Source organism: Chryseobacterium sp. MMS23-Vi53 (assembly GCF_047651245.1).
Lineage (GTDB): Bacteria > Bacteroidota > Bacteroidia > Flavobacteriales > Weeksellaceae > Chryseobacterium.
On the sequence record NZ_CP180265.1, the window covers coordinates 3,048,437 to 3,062,973 of the forward strand.

General features: G+C 33.2%; 16 protein-coding genes. 7 read left to right on the forward strand and 9 right to left on the reverse strand.

The window, feature by feature from the left end:
• Nucleotides 1-105: 105 nt before the first annotated feature.
• From ACKX2A_RS13570 to ACKX2A_RS13600, 7 genes are all read right to left on the reverse strand, one after another.
• Entirely contained in the window at nucleotides 106-873 is a 768-nt protein-coding gene (locus tag ACKX2A_RS13570; RefSeq protein ID WP_415325307.1) for a TrmH family RNA methyltransferase, read from the reverse strand.
• A gap of 75 nt (nucleotides 874-948) precedes the next feature.
• On the reverse strand, nucleotides 949-2,457 hold the full coding sequence (gene rmuC / locus ACKX2A_RS13575) for a DNA recombination protein RmuC (RefSeq protein WP_415325308.1): 1,509 nt from the start codon (nucleotides 2,455-2,457) through the stop codon (nucleotides 949-951).
• 73 nt (nucleotides 2,458-2,530) lie between these two features.
• Nucleotides 2,531-3,286 (reverse strand): DUF5995 family protein, encoded by a 756-nt coding sequence (locus ACKX2A_RS13580; RefSeq protein WP_415325309.1) that lies wholly within the window; start codon nucleotides 3,284-3,286, stop codon nucleotides 2,531-2,533.
• Between the two features lie 61 nt (nucleotides 3,287-3,347).
• Complete coding sequence (locus ACKX2A_RS13585; RefSeq protein ID WP_415325310.1) at nucleotides 3,348-4,220, reverse strand: alpha/beta hydrolase family protein; 873 nt, start codon at nucleotides 4,218-4,220, stop codon at nucleotides 3,348-3,350.
• 90 nt (nucleotides 4,221-4,310) lie between these two features.
• Complete coding sequence (locus tag ACKX2A_RS13590; protein WP_415325311.1) at nucleotides 4,311-4,778, reverse strand: YciI family protein; 468 nt, start codon at nucleotides 4,776-4,778, stop codon at nucleotides 4,311-4,313.
• A gap of 4 nt (nucleotides 4,779-4,782) precedes the next feature.
• Nucleotides 4,783-5,961: a nicotinate phosphoribosyltransferase gene (pncB, locus tag ACKX2A_RS13595; protein ID WP_415325312.1), complete on the reverse strand. Its 1,179-nt coding sequence runs from the start codon at nucleotides 5,959-5,961 to the stop codon at nucleotides 4,783-4,785.
• A 170-nt stretch (nucleotides 5,962-6,131) separates the two neighbouring features.
• Nucleotides 6,132-6,608, reverse strand: a complete 477-nt coding sequence (locus ACKX2A_RS13600; RefSeq protein ID WP_415325313.1) for a Dps family protein — start codon at nucleotides 6,606-6,608, stop codon at nucleotides 6,132-6,134.
• A 103-nt stretch (nucleotides 6,609-6,711) separates the two neighbouring features.
• Here ACKX2A_RS13600 and ACKX2A_RS13605 point away from each other — a divergent pair, with 103 nt between their 5' ends.
• From ACKX2A_RS13605 to ACKX2A_RS13635, 7 genes are all read left to right on the forward strand, one after another.
• A complete protein-coding gene (locus ACKX2A_RS13605) occupies nucleotides 6,712-8,301 on the forward strand; it encodes a hypothetical protein (protein ID WP_415325314.1) in 1,590 nt (529 codons plus the stop codon).
• Nucleotides 8,302-8,410: 109 nt separating this feature from the next.
• Nucleotides 8,411-8,824, forward strand: coding sequence for a 30S ribosomal protein S12 (gene rpsL, locus ACKX2A_RS13610; RefSeq protein ID WP_002983146.1), 414 nt, complete (start codon nucleotides 8,411-8,413; stop codon nucleotides 8,822-8,824).
• Between the two features lie 23 nt (nucleotides 8,825-8,847).
• A complete protein-coding gene (rpsG, locus tag ACKX2A_RS13615) occupies nucleotides 8,848-9,324 on the forward strand; it encodes a 30S ribosomal protein S7 (protein ID WP_027371737.1) in 477 nt (158 codons plus the stop codon).
• Between the two features lie 6 nt (nucleotides 9,325-9,330).
• Nucleotides 9,331-11,448 carry an elongation factor G gene (fusA, locus tag ACKX2A_RS13620; protein ID WP_415325315.1) on the forward strand — a complete coding sequence of 706 codons (2,118 nt, stop codon included), beginning with the start codon at nucleotides 9,331-9,333 and terminating at the stop codon, nucleotides 11,446-11,448.
• 17 nt (nucleotides 11,449-11,465) lie between these two features.
• The gene (gene rpsJ, locus ACKX2A_RS13625) at nucleotides 11,466-11,771 is read left to right on the forward strand and encodes a 30S ribosomal protein S10 (RefSeq protein ID WP_002661363.1); all 306 of its coding nucleotides are present in this window, start codon (nucleotides 11,466-11,468) and stop codon (nucleotides 11,769-11,771) included.
• Between the two features lie 281 nt (nucleotides 11,772-12,052).
• The gene (locus ACKX2A_RS13630; protein WP_415325316.1) at nucleotides 12,053-12,901 is read left to right on the forward strand and encodes a carbonic anhydrase family protein; all 849 of its coding nucleotides are present in this window, start codon (nucleotides 12,053-12,055) and stop codon (nucleotides 12,899-12,901) included.
• Nucleotides 12,902-13,080: 179 nt separating this feature from the next.
• Nucleotides 13,081-13,575 (forward strand): low affinity iron permease family protein, encoded by a 495-nt coding sequence (locus ACKX2A_RS13635; RefSeq protein ID WP_415325317.1) that lies wholly within the window; start codon nucleotides 13,081-13,083, stop codon nucleotides 13,573-13,575.
• A 15-nt stretch (nucleotides 13,576-13,590) separates the two neighbouring features.
• Here the strand turns inward: ACKX2A_RS13635 and ACKX2A_RS13640 are convergent, their stop codons facing one another.
• Both ACKX2A_RS13640 and ACKX2A_RS13645 read right to left on the reverse strand, forming a co-directional pair.
• Nucleotides 13,591-13,983: a hypothetical protein gene (locus ACKX2A_RS13640; protein ID WP_415325318.1), complete on the reverse strand. Its 393-nt coding sequence runs from the start codon at nucleotides 13,981-13,983 to the stop codon at nucleotides 13,591-13,593.
• 52 nt (nucleotides 13,984-14,035) lie between these two features.
• Nucleotides 14,036-14,218 (reverse strand): hypothetical protein, encoded by a 183-nt coding sequence (locus ACKX2A_RS13645; RefSeq protein ID WP_415325319.1) that lies wholly within the window; start codon nucleotides 14,216-14,218, stop codon nucleotides 14,036-14,038.
• Between the last annotated feature and the right edge of the window lie 319 nt (nucleotides 14,219-14,537).

Below are 14,537 nucleotides of genomic sequence, written 5' to 3' on the forward strand. Positions count from 1 at the left end.
TAAAGGAACCGCTTACCCAGTAAGCGGTTTTTTTATGCATTATATTTCATGAATAATTAGTAATGGTTGAATCTAACAACGGTCAATGAATAACCATCAACCAAATTACCCCTTCTTCTGTCTCAAAGTTTCATAGCAAGTAATTGCTACTGCATTACTTAAATTTAAAGAATCGATGCTTCCGGACATTGGAATTAATGTATTTTTTCCTTTCCCGATCCAGAAATCACTTAACCCTGAATGCTCTGTCCCAAACAAAACTGCAGATTTTTGTTTGAAATCTCTTATGTAAAGATCTTCAGCCGTTTCATCCATGATTGTTGTATAAATATTGAAGCTGTTTTTTTGAAGAAATTCTAATGTTTCTTGATTGTCCGCTTGAAAAACGTCCATTCCAAAAAGGCAACCAACGCTTGATCTGATTACATTTGGATTGTAAAAATCTGTTTTTCCATCAGAAACAATTAAAGCATCAATGCCAAAAGCCTCGCAACTTCTTAAAATAGCCCCCAAATTTCCAGGTTTTTCAACACCTTCCACAATAATGATGGTGGAATTTTCTTTTGGTTTAAATGAATTTAATTGGGTTTCCTTTGTTTTGTAAACCCCGATAATTCCTTCCGAACTTCCTCTGTAAGCTATTTTTTCATAAACTTTATCGTTCACCAAATGAATTTTTCCTTTTGGCAATTCTCTCTGAAAAATATTTTCACAGATATAAAATTCAACAGGCTCAAAATCATATTTCTGAGCGCGATCATTTTCCTGTTGACCTTCCACCACAAATACATTAGATTTTTTTCTGAATCTATTATCTGTAAGAAGTTTAGTGATATTTTTAACTTTTTCGTTTTGGAAACTTTCTATTAACATTCCGCAAAATTATGTAAAATTTATTTTTAAATCTATGAAATAAAAAACCTCAGAGATGATCTGAGGTGCTACATTTTATTCTTCTGAAGTTTCCAGCGTGATTTGTGAATTATCAACCAAGCTTTGCGGAAGATCTTTTTTATTTTTAATTCCTAAGGATTTCAGCTTTTGTGTCTGAATTACAAGGTTGTCATTTCCTGTCGAAAGCTGTTTGTAAGCATCATTGTAAACATTTTTTGCCTGATCCAAATTCTTTCCTACTTTTTCTAAATTTTCCACGAAACCGACAAATTTATCATACAGTTTTGCACCGCGATCTGCAATTTCCATAGAGTTTCTGTTTTGATATTCACGCTTCCAAAGATCTGCGATCAATTTTAATGAAGTGATCAAATTACTTGGGTTTAACAGTAGAATTCGTCTTTCATAGGCGTAATTCCAAAGATTCTGATCCGCCTGCATTGCTGCAATATAAGCAGGTTCACTTGGAATAAACATCATCACAAAATCCAAAGATTTGCCATAATCATCGTATGCTTTCTGACTCAATTGCGTGATGTGATTTTTTATGGAAGACAAATGTTGATTTAATTTTATCAAATAAACATCTTGATCAGTTTCATCAACCAATTCCGTAAATGCAGTCAAAGAAACCTTCGAATCGATGATTACATTTCTTTCATCCGGATATTTTATCACAGCATCGGGACGCATTTTTTTACCCGAAAATTCAGAGAAAAGCGCTTTGTTATCTTCATCGCGAAGTTCGTGCTCGAGGAAATATTCTCTTCCTTTTACCAAACCAGATTTCTCCAAAATGCTTTCCAAAATCATTTCACCCCAATTTCCCTGTGTTTTGCTTTCGCCTTTTAAAGCCCTTGTTAATTTTTTAGCATCATCAGAAATTTGCTGATTCAATTCGGCCAATTCTTTTACTTTTTCGGCAAGAGAGAAACGTTCTTTATTTTCCTTTTCGTAAGCTTCATTCACTCTATTTTTTAATTCAACGATCCTTTCCTGAAAAGGCTCAAGAATTGTTTTTAAATTATTTTGATTTAAAGTCGTGAATTTTTCTGTTTTTTCTTCTAAAATTTTATTGGCTAAATTTTCAAATTGCAATTTAGATTCTTCCTGAATTTTCGTAATCTCTTCTTTCTGAGTTTCCAAAGACTTTTGCAAACTTTCATTAATGGCTGAAAGCTCAGAATTTTTCGCGAAAATATTTTGTTTCTCAGTTAAAAGGCTTTCGATCTGCGAAGTTTGTTTTGAATTCAATTGCTTTTGCTCCGAAAATTGTGAATTCAAAGATGAATATTCTGCGGAAATCTTAGCAAATTCATTCTTTAAATCATTCAGTAAATCGGTTTGTTGGCTGTTGAGTTCTTTTTCTTTATTGATATTCTGAGTCAGTTCCTGAATTTTAAGATTAGAATTTTCTAAATCAGAATTGTTTTTAATGTGTAAATTGTTCAGTTCATCATAAGAATTTCTTGAAACCGTTGATGATTTCAATGCAAAATAAAGAATAACTGCTCCAAGAATTCCTCCGGCTATAAATCCGATAATTAAATATGTCATCTCCATTTTTCAAAATTACAAAAAGGAAAGTGGATTTCTTTTATGGAAAACCGTAAAATTTTATAGGTGTCTCTTTTAATTAAACATTTTTCGTAGCCGCCAAAATTTCAATATTTTTCACCACATCACTGCTTTCGCATTTCTTTAATTCTTTCAATAAAGCTGGAGTCAATATTTTTGGATTTAAAATTTGTGAAGCAACCTTTGCCGCAGCGTAATCAACAATTCCAATCACATTTTCTCTTAAAAAGTTGGGTGTGTTGGAAGCGATAACAGCCGTTGCCCAGGATGTATCTCTTGCTTTTGAAATAGCAAAATCTAAAACAGCATTGTCTTTTCCGTTCGAAATTTTATCAATCAGATCTACGGGATAACATATTTTATTTAATGAATCCTGAACTTTTTGGTTGATGGATGCAATAACGTTGTTGATGTTTTCAAAATCTTTTTTTAGAGGATTAATTTTTCGGTAAGGCATTATGGAAGCTGCAGAAATTCCCAAATCGAGGTTGATGTGCGCATTCATTCCCAGGAAAATATGTTGTAGAATAAGATAGTTTTTATTTTTTGCAGCTTCAAAAGCAATATACCAGGAATTTGTACATTTTTTACCTTTTGAATAAGCTTCCCAGGCATCAATATAACGGGTTGCGAAAGCCAGATCAAGCTGTGTCATTCGCGGATTGTCTTCGAATTTTTTCTGTTGAATTCCCTTTAAAACCTGTGCGGTCATAATTCGGTAAGTACACGTAAAATATCCAATCGGACTTTGATTTTCTTTAGCCCAAATAATGATTTCGTCTAATTTTTTTAGAACTTCTTCAATGGTTTTCATTTTAGTTTTTATTTTGATTTAAAGATAAAAAAATGGATTTGGATATTATTTCATTGCAATCTTATTTTTTCTTATCATTTATTATATCAATAAATTTTTTCATTGATGGTTCTAAACTTGTAAAATGATCACCGTCAATATAAATTATTTCCAATTTTGAATTGTAAGATCTGGCGTCAAGTCCATCCTTTAGATAGTATAATCCTTCGTCTTCTTTCCCTACAAATGCATAATGTTTAGTTTGCATGGACGGAATATTTTCTAATAAAACACGCATTTTACCTTCCAATGGATCTTTATTGTCAAAAGGAATTATTTCTTCCCAACCATAAAAATCTGGTGTGTATAAACCACCACTACTTCCGCTTTTTGCAATGGGAACATTCTTTTCTAAAGATAGCATTGATGATATCCCTCCTCCGATACTATGTCCAAATACATAGATTTTTGTACTATCTGCAAATGGCTGTTTTGCAATCCATTTTATTGCTTCTTTTGCATCATCAACTTCTCCCTGAAACAACTCAAAATTTCCATCATTTCCATTTTCACCTCTATAACTTGGAGCAAATACAATGTAACCTTGTTCGGTAAAAACTTGACAATCTAATAAATCTTGTTCTCCCAAGGCAAAACCTCCATGTAAATATACAAGTATCGGCTTTCGCTTTGTAGAATCAATATTTTTTTTGACAATTAATCCTTGCAATTTCATTCTATTTGAAGGATATTCTACTTTTAATAAATCTTCGGTATTTACTAATTGTTGATATTCTTGAGGGGCTTTTTCTTTTTTAATTAATTTTGAATGAAAGTGTTTTTTTTCATTCAGATATGAATTGCTATCTTTTTGTGAGTTTTTTTCACATGAAAATAATAAACCAATAGAGATGTAAAAAATAGCGTGTATTTGAATGCTTATTTTACTTTTCATTTTCATTAAAAGAGGTTTGGTTACTAAGTTTTTATCAATTCAGAATTGCCAACAACTATAGATTTTTTGATGTTAAATTTTGAAATTATTTTACGGATTCTCCTTCGAAATCTCCTTATGATGCTCCAAATACATCGGTAACGCCGCTGAACCGTACCATGGGAAAATTTCATAATTAAAAACTCCTGCCTGAACGGAAGGGTCTGTTTTTACCCATTGTTCTGCTTCTTCCTTAGATTTTGTGTTGAAAATAAACATACCTTCAAAATTTTGTTTATTGTCTCCCATAAAAGGTCCGGCAACAACAATTTTACCTTCATCGGCCAATTTTTGAATGTTTGCCATGTGTCCTTTCATGATTTCGCCCATCTTGGCTTTGTCTTCAATTTTGGCAGTTCCGGTTGTCAACATGACGATGACGTAAGGTTTCATGCCGTATTTATCAGCACCTAACTTTGTCGCTAATTCCTGATTGAATTTAGGAGGTTCTATTTTCTTTTGAGCAAATGGAAAAAATGCTGCAAAAAGGGAAGCTGTTAAAATAAATTTCTTTTTCATCGTGTTAATCTTTTATTCTTAAAAATTCTTTTGCCAGTTCGATCATCTTTGGATCTCCAGTATATTTTCCGTGTTCGTCGGAAAGTTTAACCGTTGGAATCCATTCTTGATTTGGAGCCTGAACTCCGATTAATTTCATCACGATATTCATTGGTTTTAAGCCAACATCATTTGTTAAATTTGTTCCGATTCCGAAAGAAATACCGATTTTTCCTCTGCAGTAATTGGTGATTTCTTCCACTTTTTCAAGATTTAAAGCATCAGAGAAAATGATATATTTAAATAATGGATTGATTCCATGTTTCACATAATGAGCGATGGTTTTGTCTGCAAATTCAAGAGGGTCGCCGCTGTCATGACGAACGCCGTCGAACAGTTTTGCAAACTTTTTATCGAACTGCTGGAAGAAAACATCGGTCGTGTAAGTGTCTGAAAGCGCAACTCCCAAATCGCCTCTGTAAACGTCCACCCAATGTTCAAGAGCTAATTCGTTGGCCATTTTGAAACCATATTCCGCAGCGTGAAACATAAACCATTCGTGTGCATGAGTTCCGATTGGTTTCACACCGTATTTCATTGCGAAATGCACGTTTGAACTTCCGATGAAAGTTGAATCTTTCTTCTGTGTTAATGCTTCCATTACCAGATTCTGAACTTTATAAGAATGTCTTCTTCTTGTCCCGAATTCTGCAAAATTTACACCTAGTTTTCCTAAACCCTCAGCTTTTTCAAGCGTTTTGCTCATCACGACTTCGTTGGAATCTCTTTCCATGTGATTCATTTCGTAATGTAATTCACTGATTAAAGCTAATAACGGAACTTCCCAAAGAATTGTTCTATACCAAAGTCCTTCAACGATTACAGAAAGATCACTTCCTTCTTGGTGTATTTTAACTTCAGAAGGATCAAAATGATAACCTTCAAGGAAATCCAAATAAGGAAGATCGATGTATGGACAAGTTCTTGCCATGAATTTTTTCTCGTCTTTGGTCAGTTTAAGTTCTGCCATTTTGTTGACGGCTTCTCTTAAAGCAGCATCAAAACCTTCCGGAAACTGATGTTTTCCTCTATTGATGAATTCATATTTTACAATAGAACTAGGAAATAATTTTACCACTGCGTTTTGCATGGTGATTTTATAAAAGTCGTTATCTAGAATAGAGTTTAATCGTACGTCGTGCATAATTGTGTAATTTATACGCAAATTTAATAATTAAAAATAAAATCACCTAAATGTAAGGTGATTTTTTTATTTTTTTAGTAAAATTTTATTTCAATGTAGTTGGAAGATGGAGAAGATACGACAGAATTTTTATTAAAACTGTCATAACATCCAGCTTCCAGCCAAAAAAACTATTTTCCAAGATAAGAATTGTACATCCAAACTTCTTTTTCCTGTTCTGTGATATAGTCGCTCATCTGCGAGTTTGTACCCTCGTCTCCGGCTTCATCGGTAATATCCAGAAGTTCTCTTTGTAGGTCGATAACGACTTTAAAAGAATTTAAAATATTTTCTACACTCTTGGTTGCATCGCTCACTTCTTTGCTTTCTTTGATTGTTGAAACCGTAAGATACTCAGAATAGTTGTGAGCTGGCGTTGCTCCCAATGTTAAAATTCTTTCCGCAATTTCATCGATTTTCAATACAAGGCTGTTATAAAGTTCCTCAAATTTTGGATGAAGTGTGAAAAATTGGTCACCTTTAATGTTCCAGTGCGAACCTCTTGTGTTTTGATAGAAAACTGAATAGTTGGCTAAAAGAATATTTAATTTTTCCGCAATTTCTTTGCATTTGGTTTCTTCCAAACCAATAATGTTGGCATTTTTCATACGTTTATTTTTTATAAATCAAATTTAAGGAAATATTATGCCGAAAATGTGGATTCCTAATTGATGATACTTATCTTTGAGATTTTTATAATTAATTTAAAATATGAGCTTTTCTTCAAAAGTTGGTTCAGAGAGTTTTTTAATCTCATTATTATTGTTTTCCATAGTTTGTCTGGGATATTATTGTATGTCTCTGTCTCAAACGGACGGACATTATATTTACCTTATAGATGATGCTTATATCCATTTGGCGATGGCAAAACACTTTGCTTTGAATGATGTTTGGGGAATCACGAAATATGAATTTTCTTCCACGTCCTCTTCGCCCTTATTTACATATATTTTAAGTGTTTTAATTAAAATTTTCGGGAATAATGATCAGATTCCTTTGTACTTTAATGCTGTTTTTGGTGTTGGAACGGTTTATATTTTAAATCAATATTTTTCAGGACATTTTAATTTAATTAAAAATATTGTTCTTTCTGTTCTTTTTACTTTATTTTTTTCGGTTTTGCATTTGCAGGTTTTAATGGGAATGGAGCACGTTTTTCATGTGTTTTTATTCGTGTTAAATATTTTTTGTCTTTCAAATTTTAAAAATAAGTATTCGATTTTTGGATTCTATCTTTCCTTATTATTAATGGGATTAGTGCGTTTCGAAAGTATGTTCTATTTTGCGATTCTGGCTTGTGTTTTTGCTTTAATTAAAAAATGGAAAGAAGGTTTTCTTACTTTGATAGTGGGTTTTATTCCAATTGCGATTTTTTGTTATTTTAATTATCAACATGATGGATTTTTGTTTCCCAATTCAGTATTAGTGAAAGGAACAAAATTTACATTCGATTCCAATCTTCCACATCAAATAAAATCAATCTTATTAGATAATTTTTTGTTCAATATAAGTTTCTACAAAATCGGATTCTTTCCTAATATAATATGTGTCATTTTTATTCTGAGAGATTTTAAAAAGAAAAGTTTGCAGGACCTAATTAAGGATAATTTTCTGTTGATTGTTATTTCTTTATTAATGATCTGTCATTCGATGTTTGCGGATCTTAAAGGTAATTTCAGATATGAAGCCTACATTCTTGTCGGATTTTCAATGGCTTTAATTCCTAAACTAAAAGGTTTTTTCGAAAATTTTAAAACTTATATTGAAAAAGAGAAGCTGGTTTCTGTTTTAATATTGATGAATGTATTCTTATTAATTTATAAGGTTGCTTTCGCTCACAAGTTGCTTGTGAATGGCGGGAAAAACATTTATGAACAACAAATTCAATCCGCAAAATTTCTGCATACTTATTATAATGAATCGAGAGTAGTAGCAAATGACATTGGTGCGATTTCTTATTTTACGGACATTCACTTATTAGACATTGTCGGTTTAGGATCAAAAGAAATGATTCCTTTCAGCGAAAATAAAAAACCTTTGGATCTTAATTTTGAAAATTTCCTGACTCAATATACTATTAATAATAAATATGATATTGCTGTAATTTATGATGAATGGTTTCAGGGCTATGTTCCAAAAACATGGAAAAAAGCAGCTGTTTTGAAAATTAAAAATGTGATATCGGTCTCGAAAGATGAAGTTTCTATCTATTCGATTAATCCGGATAATCTTCAATCTTTAAAACAGAATATTAAAAATTTTAAATGGAATAAAAATGTACAAGTCACAATCGTTGATTAAATGTAAGTGTCTGTTAATTAATTTTTAAATTAAAATATTATTTCTATACAACCATTTGTAGATTAAAAAATTATTACTATTTTTGCACCCTAAAATAAAAAGCAATTAAATGCCTACTATTCAACAATTAGTAAGAAAAGGAAGAGCCACGCTTGCCAAGAAGAGCAAATCGGCTGCCCTAGATTCTTGTCCACAAAGACGTGGTGTATGTACGAGAGTATATACAACTACACCTAAGAAACCTAACTCTGCACTTAGAAAAGTAGCAAGGGTGAGACTTTCTAACGGTAAAGAAGTGAATGCCTATATCCCGGGCGAAGGACACAATCTTCAGGAGCACTCGATAGTATTGGTTAGAGGCGGAAGGGTGAAAGACCTACCGGGAGTACGTTACCACATCGTAAGAGGTGCATTAGACACAGCTGGTGTAAATGGAAGAACTCAGAGAAGATCTAAGTACGGAGCTAAGAGACCTAAACCAGGACAAGCAGCAGCTGCTCCTGCAAAAGGAAAGAAAAAATAATCATTAAATAAGGTACAGAAGCAATGAGAAAGACGAAAGCGAAAAAAAGACCGTTGTTACCAGATCCAAAGTTTAATGATCAATTGGTAACGAGATTCGTAAACAACTTAATGCTTGACGGTAAGAAGTCAATCGCATTCAAAATTTTCTATGATGCGTTAGATATCGTAGAAACTAAAAAAGGAGAAACTGAGAAAACAGCCCTTGAAATCTGGAAAGATGCATTAACAAACGTTATGCCTCACGTAGAAGTACGTTCTAGAAGAGTAGGTGGAGCTAACTTCCAGATTCCTATGCCAATCAGAGCAGATAGAAAAATTTCTATGGCAATGAAATGGTTAATTAGCTACTCTAAAAAGAGAAATGATAAGTCTATGGCTTTGAAATTAGCTAATGAAGTAGTAGCTGCTTCTAGAGAAGAAGGTGCTGCTTTCAAAAAGAAAACAGATACTCACAAAATGGCGGAAGCTAACAAAGCGTTTTCACACTTTAAATTCTAATCTGAAATGGGTAGAGATCTTAAATTTACAAGAAATATTGGTATTGCTGCTCACATCGATGCAGGTAAAACTACCACTACAGAAAGGATTTTATTCTATACTGGTGTAAACCACAAAATTGGAGAGGTTCACGATGGTGCTTCTACAATGGACTGGATGGAGCAGGAAGCTGAAAGAGGTATTACTATTACTTCTGCTGCGACTACTTGTTCTTGGAACTTTCCAACAGATCAAGGAAAAGCTTTACCAGAAACTAAACCTTACCACTTCAACATCATCGATACACCGGGACACGTTGACTTCACAGTAGAAGTAAACAGATCTCTTAGAGTATTGGATGGATTGGTATTCTTATTCTCTGCAGTAGATGGAGTAGAGCCTCAGTCTGAAACAAACTGGAGACTTGCTGACAACTACAAAGTTGCTAGAATGGGATTCGTAAACAAAATGGACAGACAAGGTGCTGACTTCCTTAACGTGGTAAACCAGGTTAAAGAAATGCTAGGATCAAACGCAGTTCCAATCGTTTTACCAATCGGTGCTGAAGAAGATTTTAAAGGGGTTGTTGACTTAATTAAAAACAGAGCGATCATCTGGGATGAAGCAGGACAAGGAGCTACTTTCGAAGTAGTGCCAATTCCTGAAGATATGAAAGATGAAGTTCTAGAATATAGAGAGAAATTAGTAGAAGCTGTTTCTGAATATGACGAAACTTTGATGGAGAAATTCTTCGAAGATCCGGATTCAATTACAGAAGAAGAAATCAATGCTGCATTGAGAGCTGCTACTATCGATTTATCTATTATCCCGATGACTTGTGGTTCTTCATTCAAGAACAAAGGAGTACAGTTTATGTTGGATGCAGTATGTAAATACTTGCCTTCTCCATTGGATAAAGATGATATCAAAGGTACTGATCCAAGAACAGATGCTGAAATTACAAGAAAGCCATCTGTAGATGAGCCTTTTGCAGCTTTAGCATTTAAGATTGCTACTGACCCGTTCGTGGGAAGATTGGCATTCTTCAGAGCATACTCTGGAAGATTGGATGCTGGTTCTTACATCTTGAACTCTCGTTCAGGAGATAAAGAAAGAATCTCTAGAATCTATCAGATGCACGCTAACAAGCAAAACCCGGTAGAATATATTGAAGCTGGTGATATTGGTGCAGCGGTAGGATTCAAATCTATCAAAACTGGTGATACAATGTGTGATGAGAAAAACCCAATCGTTCTAGAATCGATGGTTTTCCCTGATCCGGTAATTGGTATCGCTGTTGAGCCTAAAACTAAAGCTGACCAGGATAAAATGGGTAACGCTCTAGCTAAATTAGCTGAAGAAGATCCAACGTTTACGGTAAGAACTGACGAGGCTTCTGGACAAACGATCATCTCTGGTATGGGTGAGCTTCACTTAGATATCATTGTAGACCGTATGAAGAGAGAATTCAAGGTTGAAGTAAACCAAGGACAACCTCAGGTAGAGTACAAAGAAAACTTAACAAGAGTTGCCAACCACAGAGAGGTTTACAAAAAGCAATCTGGAGGTAAAGGTAAATTTGCTGATATCGTATTTGAACTTGGACCTGCAGACGAAGGTAAAGTTGGTTTAGAATTCATCAATGAGATCAAAGGAGGTAACGTTCCTAGAGAATTTGTTCCTGCAATTGAAAAAGGCTTTAAAGCTGCAATGAAGAACGGTCCTTTGGCTGGTTTCGAAGTTGAAGGTATTAAAGTTACTCTTAAGGATGGATCTTTCCACGCGGTGGATTCTGATGCTCTTTCTTTCGAAATGGCTGCTAAATTAGGATTTAAAGAAGCAGGACGTGCTGCTAAGCCGGTAATCATGGAGCCTATTATGAAATTGGAGGTTGTAACTCCGGAAGAATATATGGGTAACATCATTGGTGACCTTAACAAGAGAAGAGGTACAATCAGCGGACAGGAAGAAAAGAACGGAGCTGTTGTTATCAAAGGTTCAGTTCCATTATCTGAAATGTTCGGATATGTTACTACTCTAAGAACACTTTCATCAGGAAGAGCTACTTCTTCTATGGAATTAGAGAAGTATCAGGCTACTCCTCAAAACGTTGCTGATGAGATCATCGCTAAAGCAAAAGGTTAATTTTTAAAGTACAAGAAATGTCACAAAGAATCAGAATAAAACTTAAATCTTACGATTACAACTTGGTAGACAAGTCTGCTGAGAAAATCGTAAAAACGGTAAAGGCTACTGGTGCTGTTGTAAACGGTCCAATTCCATTGCCAACGAACAAGAGAATCTTCACAGTGTTGAGATCTCCGCACGTAAACAAGAAAGCAAGAGAGCAGTTCCAATTATCAGCTCACAAGAGATTGATGGATATCTACTCTTCTTCTTCTAAAACTGTTGATGCTCTAATGAAATTAGAACTTCCTTCAGGAGTTGACGTAGAAATTAAAGTGTGATAATTGCACTTTGCAATGATTATAATAAAATCCGTTCCTTTGGAGGAGCGGATTTTTATTTTTAAATAAGATATAAAATGCTCATATTTTTCAACAAATGTTGATACATTATAAAAACGTGTTTTCTTAATTTAAAAAATAATTTTAGATTAAAATTATTTATCATTTTATGAAATTTTAATTCCGATTAAAATTCAATTAAATATTGATTCTGAATTGATTACTGATTTAAATTGTAATTAAATTTGCCTCAGTAACACAACAAAATAATTTTAATACAAATGATTAAGAAAAAAAATCAGGCGTTGGAATTGAGATCCAATGTAAAAAAAGCTGTAACCTTTTTAGCACTTGTTCCGGTACTTTTAATGACTTCATGTCATAACGATAGAGAAGAAAGTAATAATGAACTTACTTCTTATCCTTCAAATATTATCAGCACACCGATAGTAACTTCAAACTTCTCTGCTGCTGTTGCAGAATCTCAAACTCCGATTAACATCCAGCCACTAACTGCAATTACATTTCATAGCAGTGATCCTACCATTCATTATGGAGCGGTTACTTTAAATTCCGTTGTAAATAATGCAGGTGAAAATCTTAGGGTAAATGTTTCCGGAGCCGATAATCAAAATAATTATATTACTGTTGGCGGTAAAAAGTACAACCTGGTAAATTTCCATTTTCATTACAGTAGCGAACATACTATTGATGGGAAATATAGCACCATGGAAATTCACTTTGTGAATGTTGCCTCGGATAATTCTTACGCAGTTTTAGGTGTAATGGTAGATTTAGGAAATGCAAATACTTCACTTCAGAATCTGTTTGCACAATCTCCAACGACAAGCAACGGTGTTAATTCTTCGAATACTGCATTCGATATTGCAAGCTTATTGCCAAATAACACGAACCAGTACTACACTTACAGTGGGTCTTTAACAACACCTAATTTCGGAAGTAATTCTGCGTTAACGAACGGAGGTCCGGTTACATGGTTTGTATTTAAGAACAAGCAGCAGTTATCAACAGCAAATTTCAATAACTATAAATCGATTTACACTGAGCCTAATTTCCGTGCTATTCAGCCTTTAAATGGTAGAAAAGTTTATTCTAATCCTGGTTTTTAGTCGAATTTAATTCAAAATTTTCAATACCTGTTTCGAAAGATTCAGGTATTTTTTTTATTAAATTATTTAAACAAAATGTTTGTAATGATTAGAACTCTGAAATATTACAGCTAGTAACTAGAAACGCGACTATTTCGGCGGAGTTTTTGATATTTAAATTTATATTAAAACTATTGAAAATGGCTAAGTCAGACAAAAGTGTTTTCGAAAGATTTTCGGATTGGGCAACAAAGTTTACAGGAAGTTCTTATGCTTTTCTGGGAGCAACAGCAATCGTTGTAATTTGGGCGGTTTCGGGGCCGGTCTTTAATTATTCGGAAACGTGGCAGTTGGTTATCAATACAGGAACGACGATCATTACTTTTTTAATGGTTTTCTTAATCCAGAAAGCTCAAAACAAAGATTCAAAGGCAATTCAAATAAAATTAAATGAATTGATTGCTGCCAACGAAAAAGCCAGCAACCGAATCGTAGATATAGAAGATCTTACCGAAAAGGAACTGGATCAGCTTCATTGTTATTATGAAAAACTAGCAGATTTCGCGGAAGAAGATGAAGATATTCATACTTCCCATTCGATAGATGCGGCTCATAGAAATCAGGATTACAAACATGAATTTTTTAAAAAGAAACATGAAGAGTGGCTTCAAAAAAATAATAAACCCTCGCAGTAACGAGGGTTTGTACTACTACAATATTTTAAATATATAAGGTCGTCTTAAATACTGACCTATTGAAAAAGCAAATATTGCAACCAAAAATATCCATTGATTATATTCTATCAGCAAATAAATAAATGGTAAACTAATAAGCAACCACTCAAAAATTAATTTATAATTTGTGTACTGCGAATTTTTGTCAAAACTAAAGAATAGAAAATCTAATAAAGCAATGAGCATCGAAAACCCTAACCAAAAGGGAAGATAGTAAACAATTAAACTTCCAAAAGTATTATAGAGCGCTTCCTTTAAAGTTACATAACCTGGAATTAATTCAGAAATAATTAGCCATACAAACATAAAGATATACACAGTTAAAATATTGACCCAGTTTGTCAATACAATTTTCAATACTTTTTTCATAATTATTTTTGTTTTTGAGTTGGTTGAGAGATGAATCGTTTATTCCAATCTTTTATACTATAAGTTGTTTTTCCTCTCTAACTCCTGTAAAATTACCTTTCTTATCGGTAATAATTATAAAGTTAAAACGGGTAATAGGCCTTTCATTTTGGAATGGTAATTGCCCCACTCCAATAAATAAATTATTTCCTGAAGAATCTGTAATAAAGTTTTTTATTTCAGCTTTAAAATTCAATCTTTTTTTGATAATTAATTGATTTTTGAAGGATGTTTTCTGTAGTTGCAGAGGAAAAAGCTTTTCAAATGTTTAGGACTGCCTTTATTAATTAAGAATTTTTTTATAACAATTCTCACCATCATGATAACCAAAGCAGAATGTAATATTCTTATTTTCTTTTTCAAAAAAAGTTGTGTAGGTCATATCGACATCATTTACATCTTCTGGAAAAGTAACTAAGTCTGTATCTAAATTTAAATAAAAATCATTAAACTTTATTGTATTACCTTCTAATTTGTATTTAGAATTGTAATTCAATAATCTCTTCTTTTTTTAT